Here is a 14,701-nt window from a genome sequence, read left to right on the forward strand (position 1 = left end):
CGGCTCCAGCGTTGCGGTTTTGATCTCTATGGTCATTTGCTTGATCCCTTCTGTTCGGGTTATTTATTTTTATTTATTAGCGCAGCGGTTACAGCGGTTAACGGTCTCAGCTATGGTTTTTTGCCATCAGGGTCTCTTCGCCGTAGCGCCATTTTTCCATCTCGGCATCCACATTTTCCTGCTGCTCACGGGTCATAAACACCACATCATTCGCAGTACAAAAATACTCGAAAGCGGTTTTAGGCATAATCAGCTCAACAAACAGCATCGGGTCACCAATGGCAAAATCGAACTCGACAAAGCGAGCATTTTCATCACTGCGTACGCGGATATATTTGACGTAGCTATCCAGTCCGGCGACATCTGCACCGGCGGTGGTCATATGGTTTGTGGTCATGGAACAACTCCACTGCGAAGCTGCAGAGATGCCTAAAAGACACTCTGCAGTTTCTGAATTGTTAAATCAGGTGACGATGGTCAGGAATGACTCATGAAGTTTTCGTTGCGGATAATCCAGCCCCTGAGGGAAATGATCCCAGTCCCAGGTGATGGTTTCATAATCAGGATAGGGCTGATAACCACCCATAAAGGTTTCAAAGCGGTTACCGGACGGGTCCCAGGCATAGATAGTACAGCCGCGGGTAATACCGTGACGGGTCGGACCAATATCCACCGACACCTCATTCATCGACATAATATCCCCAGCCCGCAGCACTTTCTCCCAGCTTTCCATCAGGAACGAGCAGTGGTGCAGTTTGCCTGGTTCAGGGTGTTCAACAAAAGCGATATCGTGGACTTTGTGAGAGCAGGATAACCACAGGGCAGCCTCAAACTCGCCATCTTCAGCCAGCACCCGCTCCACCAGAAAGAATCCCAGAATCTCTTCAAAGATCTTTTTGTTGGCCGCGACATTTGGCCCGTACAGCAGCATATGATCCAGCCGAAGCGGTGCAATACCCTGTTCACTGGCTGCATTCCACGGGCCCGGATTGGCATTGGTCAGGCCATTACCGACGGCGCTCTTTTCAGCATACAGTTCCATCAGATGACCGGTTGGCAGGGTAAAACGTACCCGCTCACCGGTTTCCAGCATATCTCCGGCAGACATGCGGGTTGTTGTAATACCATAGGCGTTCAGGTCTGCTTCCAGCTTATCCAGCGTTGCTGCATCAAGAACTTTAAAGCCGAAGAAATCTATCCCGGCTTCTTCAGCCTGGCGGATGATGTAACTGTTATGATCCCGTTCATCCCAACACTTGAAATAAACACGACCCTGGTTATCACGACCTGTTTCCACCAGTCCCATTACATCACGATAAAAACGTGCACTCTCTTCCAGATCAAATACTCGAACCTGAACATGTCCAGGTCTTAACACACCGGTCATTGCCATACCAAAACTCCAGTTTTTAAAATTATTTTTTGGATATTCCGTATGGGGTATATTGCACAGCTCAGACCAGATAATATTTTTTAACTATTAATCAACGACTTATAATAATTCATACCTTTTTGTGAAAAACAGATGCGTTCAAAAATGTTCAATTAAATCAAAAACAACCGTTCAATTTTGAACGAAATATATAATTCGTTCAAAATTGAACGGTCACCCCCATATCAACAGGAGGCGACCTTTTAATCAAAAAAACCACTAGACGGACTCTGTCGATGATGGTTAATCTGTTTGCTATAGCACGCCAATCAACAAAAAAATAACAATAAAATGCAAAACCAAGAGCTCTTAGAACACTTTAAAATCCACGAAAAGCTACGTTTCGAAAGCGATGATGGGCAGATCTGGCTCGATAAGAACCGTATGCTGCTATTTCATAGCCAGGTGCTTGCCGAGATCCGTAAAAGCCTTTTTGATAGCCTCGACCCTAAACAGGCACAGAGCATTCTGGTACGTATGGGCTTTGCGGCCGGGCAGCAGGACGCAGAGCTGGCACTGAAGTTGTTTGGCACCGATAATAACTACGATGTCTTCGATATCGGCCCGGCCCTGCACGGTTTAGAAGGCTTTGTTAAATCTACTATCGTCGAGTCAGAGGTGGACTGGGAAAAAGGCAGTTTCTACGGCAAAGTAGTCTGTCAGAACTCCGTAGAAGCCGCCATTGAACTGGAGGAATCAGGCCCCAGCCATGACCCGGTTTGCTGGATGCTGGTCGGCTATGCTTCTGGCTACTCTTCGATGTTTTTCAAACGCTATATCGTCTTTAAAGAGGTGGAATGTGTCGCTAAAGAGGATGCCAGATGCGTGCTCGTTGGCAAGCCCGTTGAAGCCTGGGGAGATGATGATTATATCGATTATTTTAAGCAGGACCCGGTCAAACAGCAGTTTCGTTCAATCGAATCTGAACTTAACAGTCTGAGGGGATTTCCCTCAGCCAGGCGCCCGGAACAAGGTAAACTGATCGGACAGTCTCCTGAGTTTGTTAAAGCGTTCACCCTGCTTAATCAGGCGGCTAACAGTCCGATCAACGTGCTTCTGCTGGGTGAAACCGGTGTGGGTAAAGAGCTGTTTGCCCGCTGGCTACATGAAAACAGTGGCCGATCCGATAAGCCTTTTATCGCGATTAACTGTGGTGCTATTCCAAATGACCTGATCGAGGCTGAGTTATTTGGCGTGAAAAGTGGAGCCTATACCGGGGCCAACGCTTCCCGGCCTGGCCGTTTCGAATCAGCCAATGGCGGCACACTGTTCCTCGATGAGCTGGGTGAACTCTCACTATCTGCTCAGGTAAAGCTGTTAAGGGTGCTGCAGTCCGGGGAACTGGAACGCCTGGGCGATAATAAAACGATAAAAGTGGATGTCAGACTCATCGCTGCAACCAATATGAAGCTACATGAAGCGATCGATCAGGGACAGTTCCGCTCAGATCTCTATTATCGGATTGCCACTTATCCGGTGGAGATTCCACCACTTAGATCCAGAAAGTCAGATATCCCGCTATTAGCCCACTCAATGGTTGAGAAATATGCGCCGCTGTATAACAAATCCATAGAAGGGATAAGCGACAGTGCCATGCAGTCATTAATGAACTATGACTGGCCGGGTAATATCCGGGAGCTACAAAACATTATTGAGAGAGCGGTTCTGCTGGCCCCGGATAGCGGCTCGATTGAGCGTCAACATATTGTGACCCGCGCATCAACAACACAACAGACTGAAACCCTGACAACAGAGCATGAAACCATCACCTCAGGGGAAAATATCTACAATCACTTACTGGAGGAGAACCTGCCGCTGAAAGAGTTTGAAGGCAGACTGGTTAAAGCAGCCATGGAAAAAACGAAAGGCAATATGACCAAGGCAGCTAAACTGCTGGGAATAACCCGACGTCAGATAACCTATAAATTAAAGAGTCTTGAGGAAAAACCGCGGTCTGAGTGATCCAGATGCAGTAACTGAACGTAGTCTCTTGCAGAAGAGAAACCCGCCGCACCTAACAGATCGAGTGCAGGATATACTCACTCAACCCAAAACAACTCAAGACACGACGTTTCTGACTATGACAAAAAAGATAGCCATTATCGGAGGGGGTCTTGCTGGATCCGTTTTAGCTGACCGCCTGAGCCCCTTCGCAGAGGTTACTGTGTTTGAAAAAAGCAGAGGTACCGGCGGACGAATGTCATCCTGCAGACTTGAGGAGTACGCTGCTGACCTGGGAGCGCCCTGGTTTAAACCCACAAGCGGAGCATTCAGCAACTGGCTCGGAGCGCAGTCGGAGGTAAGCCGCTGGCAACCCAAGGGGCGTGATTTCAATAACATACAAATAAAATCTGAGCCGCTCTATGTTGCCAATCCCAGGCAAAGCATACTCACGCGCAAGTTGTGTGATAAAGCCACGCTGAAAACTCAATGCAGAGTTGCTTCTGTTTTACCACTACAGCAGGAGCATTCTAATCAAGTGGTAGTTAACGATGACCAGGGACTGGCATTAGGTTTGTTTGACGCGGCGATTATCACCGCTCCCGCAATTCAGGCCAAACCTTTGCTCGAAGCGATACCCGGCTTTGCCAGAATCGCTGGACAGGCGATCACCGATCCATGCTGGGTAGTGGTAATCACCCTATCAGGGCTACGGAATGAAGCAGATCTGTTTTGCGGCGAACACGAAATACTTTATCGCTGTATTAAAGACAGCGCTAAACCCGGTAGAACAGCGCCAGCAGATACGGAAACCTGGGTTATAGAAGCAACCCGTCAATGGAGTGCGGGCCATATCGATACCGATGCGGCTGATGTATTAAGCCTTTTGTACTCAGCATTTTGCACCCTGATCGGTCAGCAACCCAACATTCGATCCAGCAGAGTCCACCGCTGGTTGCTGGCCCGGCACCGGTCGGACCATCCTACAGCTTATCTCTGGGATGCCGAGACCGGCATTGGCGCCTGCGGAGACTGGTTAAAAGGTAACGGTTTAGAAGCGAGCTGGGCAAGCGCTAACGCTATGGCTGATGAGCTGGAACATTTTATATGAACGGTTCAGACCTGCTGCTCACCAGAGGTTATTAAAGAAAGAATAACCTTATTTTAATAACGGCCCCAGAGAGGATGGTGGCAGTTCATCCAGAGGCGTCGCCCGATACTTTTTCAACAACAGTTTCTTGTTATTAAACTCTGGGTTAAGCACCACCCGCTCAACCAGATTAAGATAACGATCAACCATTTTAAGTCGATCATCACGTCGCGCTTTATCATCCCGCGCAGTCTCAAGGAACAACTGCGCCAGATTGAGAACCGCAGACTGATTGTTGAAATCAAAATCGATCGCCGCACCAAAAGATTTGATCGCCAGACCAAACTTTCCGGATAGATAATGTTTGATACCCAGCCGGTTAGCCTTATCACTCATATCCGGACTTAGCTGCTTAACATGGGTATCGGTTTCTTTTCTGACAGAGACTGACTGAGATTTCTCCAGAACGGGCAACGCTTCACCAGACATCACTAACAACTCCCGATCAATATCGACAGGAATATCCATCTCCCGATTGACCAGTTTAGCATCCCGGAGAAAACGTTCCTTCGCGCTGCTATCACCGATATCTTCAGCCAACTGACTACGGATTAGAAACGCACGAACCTCTGCTGCACGATCCGTTGAAAACTGCTTCCGGGCACTGACAAGTAAGCCATCAATCTCCCGTTCAATCTGCTCACGGGTGATCGTATCGCTACTTTTCACCTCCATACGGCGGAGATTTGCCAGTTTCAGATAGGGTTCTGCGGAACGATAACAACTGTGTTTCCCGAGTGAGATAGAACGCCGATAAGCGCCTTTAGCCAGATCCATCTCCTGGGTCTGAATGGCAACACGCCCCAACTCCATCTGCCGGGGAATTCCCAGAGGCGCACGCGTCGTTGCCTCTTTAAGTGTTTCACGGGCCTGCACCAGGTCGCCCTGTTTTTCATGTACTTCGGCTAACAGATCATAGGCTGCAATCAGCAACGGGTTATCCATAATCAACTCCTGCAGCAGTTGCTCTGCAGCAGTCAGATCATCCAGACCAACATAGGCCCGGCAAAGGTAAAGTCCTGCTTCTTTGTCCCGTGATTCCCAATAGATACCGTCGAGAAGCTCACGGGCTCGCTCATATTCACCGAGATCGAGCAGCAACGTTCCTCTGACTTTTTGCAGATGACTATACTCCGGATGCTGCCGGTCTATCAGCGCTTCACAGATCTGCAAAGCCTGATTGAACGCGCCTGACTCCAGCGCCAGGTCAACCGGACGCAACGCTAACTTACGGCGCATAATATGGTCGAGACGATATTTCAGCTCTTCAATGGAGAAGGGCTTTGAGATCAGATCATCCGGATGACTATCGATGGCATGCAGGATAACCTCTTGCGAAGAATCGCTGGTCATACAGACCCAGGCAGCACTGGGCTTGATATAGCCACGATAACGGGCTTCCTCAAGTATCTGAATGCCGGTAACACTGTCGCTGGCGTTATGTCCCAGCAGGATGACATCAAAATCATTTTGCGCAATTAACGGGATAACCTTGTCATTGATGGTTATCGCTTTCACATTGGTGATGCCCAGCTCGCGCAGCATATAGTAGATTGTTGCGCGCATGTTTCCGCTGCTGTCGATTAACAGAACATGCTTGTCTGAATAATCAATCTGGATATCAATGGTATTGTTGCGCAAAGCGGTCACGGCCAGCCTTATCCTTAAAACTTATAACCAATCAAGTATAAGAGCCACGCCCCCGGGGAGAAAGGAAAAACATCTCAAAACGGGATCAGTTTTCTACAGACAAAAAAAAGCACCGAGAGTAGGGTGAAACGCTCGGCGCTAAATACAGTTCTATGCTGTGAGAAACATAGTATAGGCTTCCGGTAAAAGAGATACTGATCCATGTCAATAGTCGACCTGTTAAGTTATTTTGTTAAACTGTAATTTCCTACAACTTTTGACTAAGCGCTGCCACAGTGATATTCCAGTAAACTTAAGATAAATAAAAGAATCAGATAAGATATGACTACCGCATTTATTACTCATCATGACTGTGGCCTGCACAATATGGGGCCGGAACACCCAGAGAGCCCAATCCGGCTGCTGGCGATCCAAAAGGTCTTGCAGAAAACAGGATTGATTGAGCATCTCAAGCAGATGGAATCGGTGCATGTCACCCCTGAGCAGATTCAACTGGCACACGCAAACCTGCATCAGAAACGACTGGAGATGAAAGTCCCAGAGGAGGGGGTTTTCTATGCCGATGAAGACACCGCTCTCTGCCCGGACTCTCTGCATGCTGCCAGCCTGGCCGCCGGGTCGACTATTCTTGCCACCAACCAGGTACTCGCAGAAAAGGTCGACAACGCTTTCTGCGCGGTACGCCCCCCCGGACACCATGCCGAACATAACGCAGCGATGGGCTTTTGCTTTTTTAACAATGTCGCCATCGGTGCCATGCATGCCCTGCTTCAACCCAATGTAAACCGGGTGGCTATCGTTGATTTTGATGTTCACCATTGCAATGGCACCGTGGATATTTTTAAAGACAAACCCGAGGTGCTGGTATGTTCTACCTTCCAGCACCCCTACTACCCGGAACGCTATTGTGATATTCAACGGGATAATATTATTAACTGCCCGATTGAAGCCCATACCCGCGCTTCGGTTTTTCGCGAGCAATTAGAAAAGCACTGGTTACCTGCGCTACAAAAACATAAACCTGACATCATCTTCATATCCGCTGGATTTGATGCACACCATGAAGACCCTATGGCAGACCTTAACCTTACCGAAGAGGACTATCGTTGGGCGACGCAACTACTAACAGATGCTGCGCGCACCACCTGCGGCGGACGTATCGTCTCAGTACTGGAAGGCGGTTATAACCCGGTATCACTGGCGTTTAGTGTGCAGGCACACCTGGAAGTATTGGCAGGGTACTAAGAAAAGCAGAACGTATAAAAAGCAGAACGTCGCTACGTGACTTGCTAGAAAAAGCAAAAACAAAAAAAACCGCCCGAAGGCGGTTTTTTTTTAAGATCGTAGGTTTAACCTACGAACTTGATCATCACACCCGCGGCAACCGCGGAGCCGATGACACCGGCGACGTTGGGTCCCATCGCATGCATCAACAGGAAGTTCTGAGAGTTAGCTTCCAGACCCAGCTTATTCGATACACGAGCAGCCATTGGCACCGCAGATACACCTGCTGAGCCGATCAGTGGGTTGATCGCGTTACCACCGGCCATCTTATTCATAACCTTCGCCATCAGAACGCCACAGGCGGTACCGATACCGAATGCGATCACACCCAGAACCAGAATACCCAGAGTCTGAATATCAAGGAACTTATCCGCTGACAGTTTAGAGCCAACAGACAGACCCAGGAAGATGGTCACGATGTTAATCAGTGCATTCTGAGCAGTATCGCTCAGACGATCAACAACACCACACTCACGCATCAGGTTACCGAAACAGAACATACCCAGCAGTGGCGCCGCATCAGGTAGCAGCAGCGCAACCAGAATCAGCAACACGATCGGGAACATGATCTTTTCAGTTTTAGGTACATGACGCAGCTGAACCATAGAGATCTTACGTTCAGCTTCTGTAGTCAACGCACGCATGATGGGTGGCTGAATCAAAGGCACCAGAGCCATGTACGAATATGCAGCAACCGCAATTGCCCCCAGCAGATCAGGCGCCAGCAAAGAGGCTACATAGATGGCTGTCGGGCCATCAGCACCACCAATAATACCAATTGCCGCTGCATCCTGAATGGTAAAGTCCATCAGCCCCAGTGTCGTCAGACCGACCGCTCCCAGTACGGTGGCGAAGATACCAAACTGCGCAGCCGCTCCCAGAAACAGGGTTTTAGGGTTAGCCAGCAGAGGACCAAAATCGGTCATCGCACCAACACCCATAAAGATCAGCAGAGGCGCAACACCGGATGCAATCGCTACGGAGTAGAAGTTGTACATCATACCGTTGCTGTATCCGCCATCGGTAGCAGCATATACGGCGGCGGTATGCGCTTTTGCAGAAGCCATATTATAGGCTTCATGAATCGCATACGGATCAGTACTGTTGATACCCAATGCATCGGCTATGGACATGATCACATCAGGCCCACCTAAATGCAGAGCGTTCTCAACTGCGGAGAAAGCAAGACCCGCTTCCGGTATGTTGGCCATAATGCCACCAAAACCGATAGGGACCAGCAACAATGGCTCAAAGTTCTTGCGAATAGCAAGAAACAGAAGCAACAGCCCAACCAGAATCATAACGATCTGGCCTGGGGTCACATTGTATACCCCTGACGCGTGCCAGAGATCTAATAGCTTATCCATTTAGAATCCGCCCTTACACCAGAGTCAGCAGGCTGTCACCGACCTGTACGGTATCGCCGTCTTTAACATCAATGGTAGAAACGGTACCGGCACGTGCTGCACGGATCTCAGTTTCCATCTTCATTGCTTCCAGAATGACCAGAACATCACCTTCCTGAACAGTCTGTCCCGGAGAAACGACAACTTTCCAGATATTGCCTGCCAGCGGGGCCGGAACCGATTCAGCAGGACCGGATGCAGCAGGTGCAGCAGCAGGCGCAGCAGCTGGAGCAGCCGCAGTGATATCACCACCTTCTGAAACCTGAACAACGTAGTTCTGACCATTAACATTGATGGTGTAAGTCTGTGGACCAGTATTCTTAGGTGCAGCCATTGTCAGGGCGTCCTCTAATGTAGGTGCGGGTTCAAATGCGTCTGGATTACCGCGATTTTCAAGGAATTTAAGACCAATTTGTGGGAACAGTGCATAGGTCAGAACGTCATCAATCTCATTTTGACCGGACGCAAGGCTAACGCCTTTCTCAGTCGCCAGCGCTTTAAGCTCAGCAACCAGTTTTTCCATTTCAGGCTCAAGCAGATCAGCCGGACGGCAGGTAATTGCCTCACCGCCATCAAGAACACGGGCCTGAAGTTCAGCATTGTAAGGAGCAGGCGCGGCGCCATATTCACCTTTCAGAACACCCTGAACCTCTTTAGAGATGGTTTTATAACGTTCACCCATCAACACGTTGATGACCGCCTGTGTACCAACGATCTGTGAAGTCGGTGTGACCAGCGGGATAAGACCCAGATCTTCACGAACCCGTGGGATCTCAGCCAGCACTTCATCAAACTTATCAGAAGCACCCTGCTCACGCAGCTGGCTTTCCATATTGGTGAGCATGCCACCCGGAACCTGAGCAACCAGAATACGGGAGTCAGTACCCCGCAGAGAACCTTCAAACTTAGCGTATTTTTTGCGCACTTCACGGAAGTAAGCTGCGATCTCTTCCAGTTGCAGCAGATCCAGACCTGTATCACGGTCAGTGCCAGCCAGTGCAGCAACCACAGACTCGGTAGCGGTGTGGCCGTATGTCATCGACATAGAGGAGATTGCGGTGTCAACCCGATCGATACCCGCCTCAACCGCCTTGAGGATAGTCATGTCAGAGAGGCCGGAAGTTGCATGAGCGTGCAGCTGAACTTCAAGATCAGTCTGAGCTTTCAGACGAGACACCAGATCGAACGCGTCGTAAGGCGTCAGAATGCCGGACATATCCTTAATAGCAATCGACTCAGCACCCATATCTTCCAGAGTTTTAGCGTACTCAACCCACATATCAATGGTGTGTACGATACTCTTAGTATAAGAGATGGTGCCCTGGGCGTGCTTACCGGACTCTTTAACTGCCTTAATCGCAGTTTCAAGGTTACGGGGATCGTTCATCGCATCAAAAATACGGAAAACGTCTACGCCGTTGGTGGCTGCTCGCTCGACAAACTTGCTGACCACATCATCAGCATAGTGACGGTAGCCAAGAAGATTCTGTCCGCGCAACAGCATCTGCTGTCGGGTGTTCGGCATCGCCTTTTTCAGTTCACGAATGCGATCCCATGGATCTTCACCGATATAACGAATACATGAATCAAATGTCGCTCCGCCCCAGCTTTCCAGGGACCAGAAACCGACTTTATCAAGCTTCTCAGCGATTGGCAGCATGTCATCGATGCGCATGCGGGTAGCAAACAGCGACTGATGCGCGTCCCGAAGTACTACATCGGTGATGCCAAGAGGTTTTTTATCAGACATGGGTATAGGCCTTTTGTCGATTAATGCTCTTTAAAATAATTATTGGTTATTAGTTGCTAAGCTAATCAGTGCTTACGGAACTGATGAACCGCAGCAGTCATCACTGCGACCAGCTCATCACTACCACCTGAAGCAGTAGCGGCAACCGCAACTGATTTTGGCTTGGCAGGCTTAGGCGGAGCCTCAGGCGCCACCTTTGCTATCAGCTTAGACATAAAGCCTGTAGCAAAAACCAACAGGGTCAGGAATACGAAAACGAATCCCATACCAAAGACCATTAAGCTGAGGCCTTCTGACATTAGATTATCCATCTAACGGGTGCTCCTTCTTTGTACGAAACCCATAAGTCTGTTGCTGGCTTGTGGCCGCAGTTTCTCCCCCGGAAGGTCAAATCCGGCTGCAACAGAACAGATGAACAGTTAGTAAATGGTCAACAATTAAACCTGAAATATAACGTTCAGGCAACTGCTTACAATATATATAATGCATAAAAAGTGCCGCAAACGTCTGTAAATAAACTACAAAAAATAGCTAAAATACGACAATTTACGATGTTAACCAATTCAACACGAGAACCTCATTCAGACCTCTGGACGATACACCTTAACGTTCATATACCCCTTATCCTGCAGGTTCTGGGCATGCATCTGACTCATAATCCCCTTATCACAATACAGCAGATACTCTTTCTTCTGATCCAGATCCTGAAATTTTGTTTCAAGATCAAAAAACGGTATCGGCAGTACCTCAGCCTTAGGCATATTAAAGGGTTTGCGCTCCTGATCCCGACTGTGGCGGATATCAATAATCATCTGATTCTCGCCCACCCGGGTCAATGCCTCAATAGTTGTATGGATATTAATATCCTCAACAATCTTATCAATGCTAATCACCTGAGTATTTTCCAATGCCTGTGCCAGAACGTCATAATCGAAGTTGGCTTCTTCCTCCTCTATACGCTCGATCTTAGCGTTAGTCGTAGGACGATCAGAGATAACACCACAGTATTCCGGAATATTTTTGGCAAAGTCATAGGCACCGATCTGCTTGGTCAGATCAATAATGTCCTGTTTATCCATTGTAATCAGCGGACGCACAATCAGCTTCGAGGTTACCGAATCAATCACCTGGAGATTAATCAGCGTCTGACTGGACACCTGAGCGATACTTTCGCCGGTAACAAACGCAGGCAGCTTCATACGGTCAGCGACTTTCTCTGCCGCCCGCATCATCATCCGCTTTAACACCACACCCATGTGAGTGTGGTGGACGTTTTGCAGTATCTCGCCAACCACTTCATCAAAGGGCACCGAGATAAACTTAACCCGCGAAGCGCTGCCATACTTCTGCCACAAGTAGAGCGCGATCTGCTTTACGCCAATCTCATGCGCACGCCCACCCAGATTGAAAAACAGAAAGTGGGTTTTACTACCCCGGCGCATCGTCATATAGCTAGCGACAACCGAATCAAAACCACCTGAGATCAGCGATATAACATCCTCCTGCGTCCCCAGAGGATAACCACCCAAGCCTTTATGCTGTTGCGATATCAGAAACAGATGTTCATCACGAATCTCAAGTTTAACCGTTACCTCCGGGTTATGCAGATCCACCCCTTTAGTGTCGCAATGCTCCAGCAGGCCTCCGCCGATATAGCGCTCCAGATCTGTAGATCTGAACTCATGCTTGCCACCACGCTTGATCCTGACAACAAACGTCTTGCCTTTAATCTCATCGGCATAAACCGATCTGGTGATCTGAAATACATCGTCAAACGACCCCAGCGGGTACTGATCCACTTCCAGGATATGCTGTATACCCGGGGTACACATCATTAGCTCAACCGCCTCAGCTCTCAGCTGCGCATCAGCAGAGGGCAGCTCAACCTCAACCCGGTCCCATAAGCCGCGCACCTTAATATCATTGTTAATCCGTTTAAGTGTCACCTGCAGATTGGATTGCAGGCGTTTAATAAAACGCTTACGCACAGGCTTGCTCTTGATGGTAATTTCAGGGAAGAGTTTGACGATAAATTTCATGGTGTACATCTGTAGAGGGTTGAAGGCTGTTTATTATACATTGCTGCGAAGAGGGTACAAAACTCATCCAGACAAAAGCATTTTTGCAGACATACATCACAGACAAGGGGTAACAACAAAGAGGGCGAAATAACTCAGGTAAAGATGAATTACTCAACAAAGTGATTCACGGAGAATAAAAAAATAAGTGGCGCGCCCGGCACGATTCGAACGTGCGACCGCCTGGTTCGTAGCCAGGTACTCTATCCAGCTGAGCTACGGGCGCTGAATGGCGGTGAGCGAGGGATTCGAACCCTCGATAGAGTTTCCCCTATACGCCCTTAGCAGGGGCGCGCCTTCAGCCACTCGGCCAGCTCACCTAAACAACGGCGCGTATAGTACAATACTGATTTTCAAAAGAAAAGCGCTAATCCTAAAAAAGAAATATTATTCGCTATCCTGTTCTTTCTCTTTCTGGATACGCTGATAAATCTCTTCACGATGCACAGAAACATCTTTAGGTGCATTAACACCAATACGCACCTGATTACCCTTAACACCCAGCACAGTCACGGTGACGTCATCACCAACCATCAAGGTTTCACCAACTCGACGAGTAAGTATAAGCATAGAAAAATCTCCTTATTTAACAGACAAGTACTACAGACCTGACCTCTCCTGTTTGCATTATAGCGTAACAACGGGCTGTCGCAGGGGAACCTTGCGTTAAACATTATAGTTGTCCAGCAGTGACCTAACTATAGACCACTGCTGATAAGTTTATTCGCTAACTGTATCAGCCGCGTCCAGATCAAAAGCTGAGTGCAATCCGCGCACAGCCAACTCAAGGTATTTCTCTGCTATTACAACAGAAACCTTAATTTCAGACGTAGATATCATCTGAATATTGATGTTGTCGCCCGCCAATGTATCAAACATCTTGCTAGCAACACCAGCATGAGATCGCATACCGACTCCAACAATCGAGACTTTTGCGATTTTATTATTACCGATAATTTCCCGTGCACCCAGCTCGTCTCTGATTTTCAGCAGAATATCCTGCGCAGCAACAAAGTCATTTCGATGCACAGTGAAGGTGAAATCGGTGGAGTTATCCGCAGCGACATTTTGCAGAATCATGTCCACTTCAATATTAGCGCGGCTGATAGGCCCCAGAATGCGAGAAGCAACACCTGGAATATCTGGTACACCCAGAACTGTCAGCTTCGCTTCATCGCGGTTAAATGCAATACCTGAGATGACCGGTTTTTCCACAGTATCGTCTTCCTCTGTTGTTATCAGCGTGCCAGGGCCATCCTGAAAACTATGCAGAACCCGCAGTGGCACATTATATTTACCCGCAAATTCGACAGAGCGAATCTGCAACACCTTTGATCCGAGACTGGCCATTTCCAGCATCTCTTCAAAGGTAATCTTATCCATGCGCTGTGCACCTTCAACAACCCGAGGGTCTGTAGTGTATACGCCATCTACATCAGTATAGATCTGACACTCATCAGCTTTCAGTGCTGCAGCAAGCGCAACACCGGTTGTATCTGAGCCACCACGTCCCAGTGTTGTAATATTGCCTTCAGGATCAACCCCCTGAAAACCAGCAACAACGACAACACTACCCTGCGCCAGATCAGCGCGCATGCCATCGACTTCAATATCCTGAATCCGTGCTTTCATATGCACGTCATCAGTCAGAATTTTAACCTGTCCGCCGGTATAGGAGCGGGCACGGACACCACGCGCTTCCAGCGCCATGCACAACAACGCAATAGTTACCTGTTCGCCGGTAGACAGAAGTACATCCATCTCACGGGGACTTGGTTGCTCCTGCATTTCTTTAGCCAGACCGATAAGTCGATTTGTTTCACCGCTCATGGCGGAGACCACAACCACAATATCGTGACCCGCGTCACGGAACCCTTTGACTTTATCGGCTACACCCTGAATACGCTCAACGGTACCGACCGAAGTTCCACCATATTTCTGTACATATAGGGCCATACTTATCTGTTCCCTTCATCAGCCGCCAGGCTGCAGTTATTACACGCTTATATT

12 protein-coding genes and 2 tRNA genes are annotated in these 14,701 nt (G+C 48.6%); 3 read left to right on the plus strand and 11 right to left on the minus strand.

The window, feature by feature from the left end:
* Positions 1-106 precede the first annotated feature (106 nt).
* Together Q0499_RS16190 and Q0499_RS16195 are read right to left on the minus strand one after the other, a co-directional pair.
* On the minus strand, positions 107-397 hold the full coding sequence (locus Q0499_RS16190; protein WP_299201231.1) for a phenol hydroxylase subunit: 291 nt from the start codon (positions 395-397) through the stop codon (positions 107-109).
* A 66-nt stretch (positions 398-463) separates the two neighbouring features.
* Positions 464-1,393: a catechol 2,3-dioxygenase gene (locus Q0499_RS16195; RefSeq protein WP_299201234.1), complete on the minus strand. Its 930-nt coding sequence runs from the start codon at positions 1,391-1,393 to the stop codon at positions 464-466.
* A gap of 330 nt (positions 1,394-1,723) precedes the next feature.
* Here Q0499_RS16195 and Q0499_RS16200 point away from each other — a divergent pair, with 330 nt between their 5' ends.
* Positions 1,724-3,394 (plus strand): sigma-54-dependent Fis family transcriptional regulator, encoded by a 1,671-nt coding sequence (locus Q0499_RS16200; protein ID WP_299201237.1) that lies wholly within the window; start codon positions 1,724-1,726, stop codon positions 3,392-3,394.
* A gap of 118 nt (positions 3,395-3,512) precedes the next feature.
* A complete protein-coding gene (locus Q0499_RS16205; protein WP_299201240.1) occupies positions 3,513-4,484 on the plus strand; it encodes an NAD(P)-binding protein in 972 nt (323 codons plus the stop codon).
* Positions 4,485-4,532: 48 nt separating this feature from the next.
* Here Q0499_RS16205 and Q0499_RS16210 read toward each other — a convergent pair whose 3' ends face one another.
* Positions 4,533-6,173: a response regulator gene (locus Q0499_RS16210; RefSeq protein WP_299201243.1), complete on the minus strand. Its 1,641-nt coding sequence runs from the start codon at positions 6,171-6,173 to the stop codon at positions 4,533-4,535.
* Between the two features lie 321 nt (positions 6,174-6,494).
* On the opposite strand from Q0499_RS16210, the gene Q0499_RS16215 reads away from it, so the two are divergent.
* Positions 6,495-7,418, plus strand: a complete 924-nt coding sequence (locus Q0499_RS16215) for a histone deacetylase family protein (protein ID WP_299201246.1) — start codon at positions 6,495-6,497, stop codon at positions 7,416-7,418.
* 104 nt (positions 7,419-7,522) lie between these two features.
* On the opposite strand, the gene Q0499_RS16220 is transcribed toward Q0499_RS16215, so the two are convergent.
* The 8 genes from Q0499_RS16220 to Q0499_RS16255 all read right to left on the minus strand — a co-directional run bounded on the left by Q0499_RS16220 (position 7,523) and on the right by Q0499_RS16255 (position 14,647).
* The gene (locus tag Q0499_RS16220; RefSeq protein ID WP_299201248.1) at positions 7,523-8,824 is read right to left on the minus strand and encodes a sodium ion-translocating decarboxylase subunit beta; all 1,302 of its coding nucleotides are present in this window, start codon (positions 8,822-8,824) and stop codon (positions 7,523-7,525) included.
* A 13-nt stretch (positions 8,825-8,837) separates the two neighbouring features.
* A complete protein-coding gene (gene oadA, locus Q0499_RS16225) occupies positions 8,838-10,613 on the minus strand; it encodes a sodium-extruding oxaloacetate decarboxylase subunit alpha (RefSeq protein ID WP_299201250.1) in 1,776 nt (591 codons plus the stop codon).
* A gap of 65 nt (positions 10,614-10,678) precedes the next feature.
* Complete coding sequence (locus Q0499_RS16230; protein ID WP_299201253.1) at positions 10,679-10,924, minus strand: OadG family protein; 246 nt, start codon at positions 10,922-10,924, stop codon at positions 10,679-10,681.
* 270 nt (positions 10,925-11,194) lie between these two features.
* Complete coding sequence (gene thiI, locus Q0499_RS16235; RefSeq protein ID WP_299201257.1) at positions 11,195-12,652, minus strand: tRNA uracil 4-sulfurtransferase ThiI; 1,458 nt, start codon at positions 12,650-12,652, stop codon at positions 11,195-11,197.
* Positions 12,653-12,840: 188 nt separating this feature from the next.
* Positions 12,841-12,917, minus strand: a tRNA-Arg gene (locus Q0499_RS16240).
* Between the two features lie 4 nt (positions 12,918-12,921).
* Positions 12,922-13,011 (minus strand) — tRNA-Ser (locus Q0499_RS16245).
* 67 nt (positions 13,012-13,078) lie between these two features.
* Complete coding sequence (csrA, locus tag Q0499_RS16250) at positions 13,079-13,261, minus strand: carbon storage regulator CsrA (protein ID WP_019620695.1); 183 nt, start codon at positions 13,259-13,261, stop codon at positions 13,079-13,081.
* 150 nt (positions 13,262-13,411) lie between these two features.
* Complete coding sequence (locus Q0499_RS16255; RefSeq protein WP_299201261.1) at positions 13,412-14,647, minus strand: aspartate kinase; 1,236 nt, start codon at positions 14,645-14,647, stop codon at positions 13,412-13,414.
* Between the last annotated feature and the right edge of the window lie 54 nt (positions 14,648-14,701).

The sequence above is a fragment of the uncultured Amphritea sp. genome (assembly GCF_937127095.1).
Lineage (GTDB): Bacteria > Pseudomonadota > Gammaproteobacteria > Pseudomonadales > Balneatricaceae > Amphritea.

What these genes read in the sequence shown, in the direction of transcription:
- Q0499_RS16190 (WP_299201231.1), bottom strand. Translation starts at nt 397, where the DNA reads ATGACCACAAACCATATGACCACCGCCGGTGCAGATGTCGCCGGACTG.
- Q0499_RS16195 (WP_299201234.1), bottom strand. Translation starts at nt 1,393, where the DNA reads ATGGCAATGACCGGTGTGTTAAGACCTGGACATGTTCAGGTTCGAGTA.
- Q0499_RS16200 (WP_299201237.1), top strand. Translation starts at nt 1,724, where the DNA reads ATGCAAAACCAAGAGCTCTTAGAACACTTTAAAATCCACGAAAAGCTA.
- Q0499_RS16205 (WP_299201240.1), top strand. Translation starts at nt 3,513, where the DNA reads ATGACAAAAAAGATAGCCATTATCGGAGGGGGTCTTGCTGGATCCGTT.
- Q0499_RS16215 (WP_299201246.1), top strand. Translation starts at nt 6,495, where the DNA reads ATGACTACCGCATTTATTACTCATCATGACTGTGGCCTGCACAATATG.
- Q0499_RS16220 (WP_299201248.1), bottom strand. Translation starts at nt 8,824, where the DNA reads ATGGATAAGCTATTAGATCTCTGGCACGCGTCAGGGGTATACAATGTG.
- oadA (WP_299201250.1), bottom strand. Translation starts at nt 10,613, where the DNA reads ATGTCTGATAAAAAACCTCTTGGCATCACCGATGTAGTACTTCGGGAC.
- Q0499_RS16230 (WP_299201253.1), bottom strand. Translation starts at nt 10,924, where the DNA reads ATGGATAATCTAATGTCAGAAGGCCTCAGCTTAATGGTCTTTGGTATG.
- thiI (WP_299201257.1), bottom strand. Translation starts at nt 12,652, where the DNA reads ATGAAATTTATCGTCAAACTCTTCCCTGAAATTACCATCAAGAGCAAG.
- csrA (WP_019620695.1), bottom strand. Translation starts at nt 13,261, where the DNA reads ATGCTTATACTTACTCGTCGAGTTGGTGAAACCTTGATGGTTGGTGAT.
- Q0499_RS16255 (WP_299201261.1), bottom strand. Translation starts at nt 14,647, where the DNA reads ATGGCCCTATATGTACAGAAATATGGTGGAACTTCGGTCGGTACCGTT.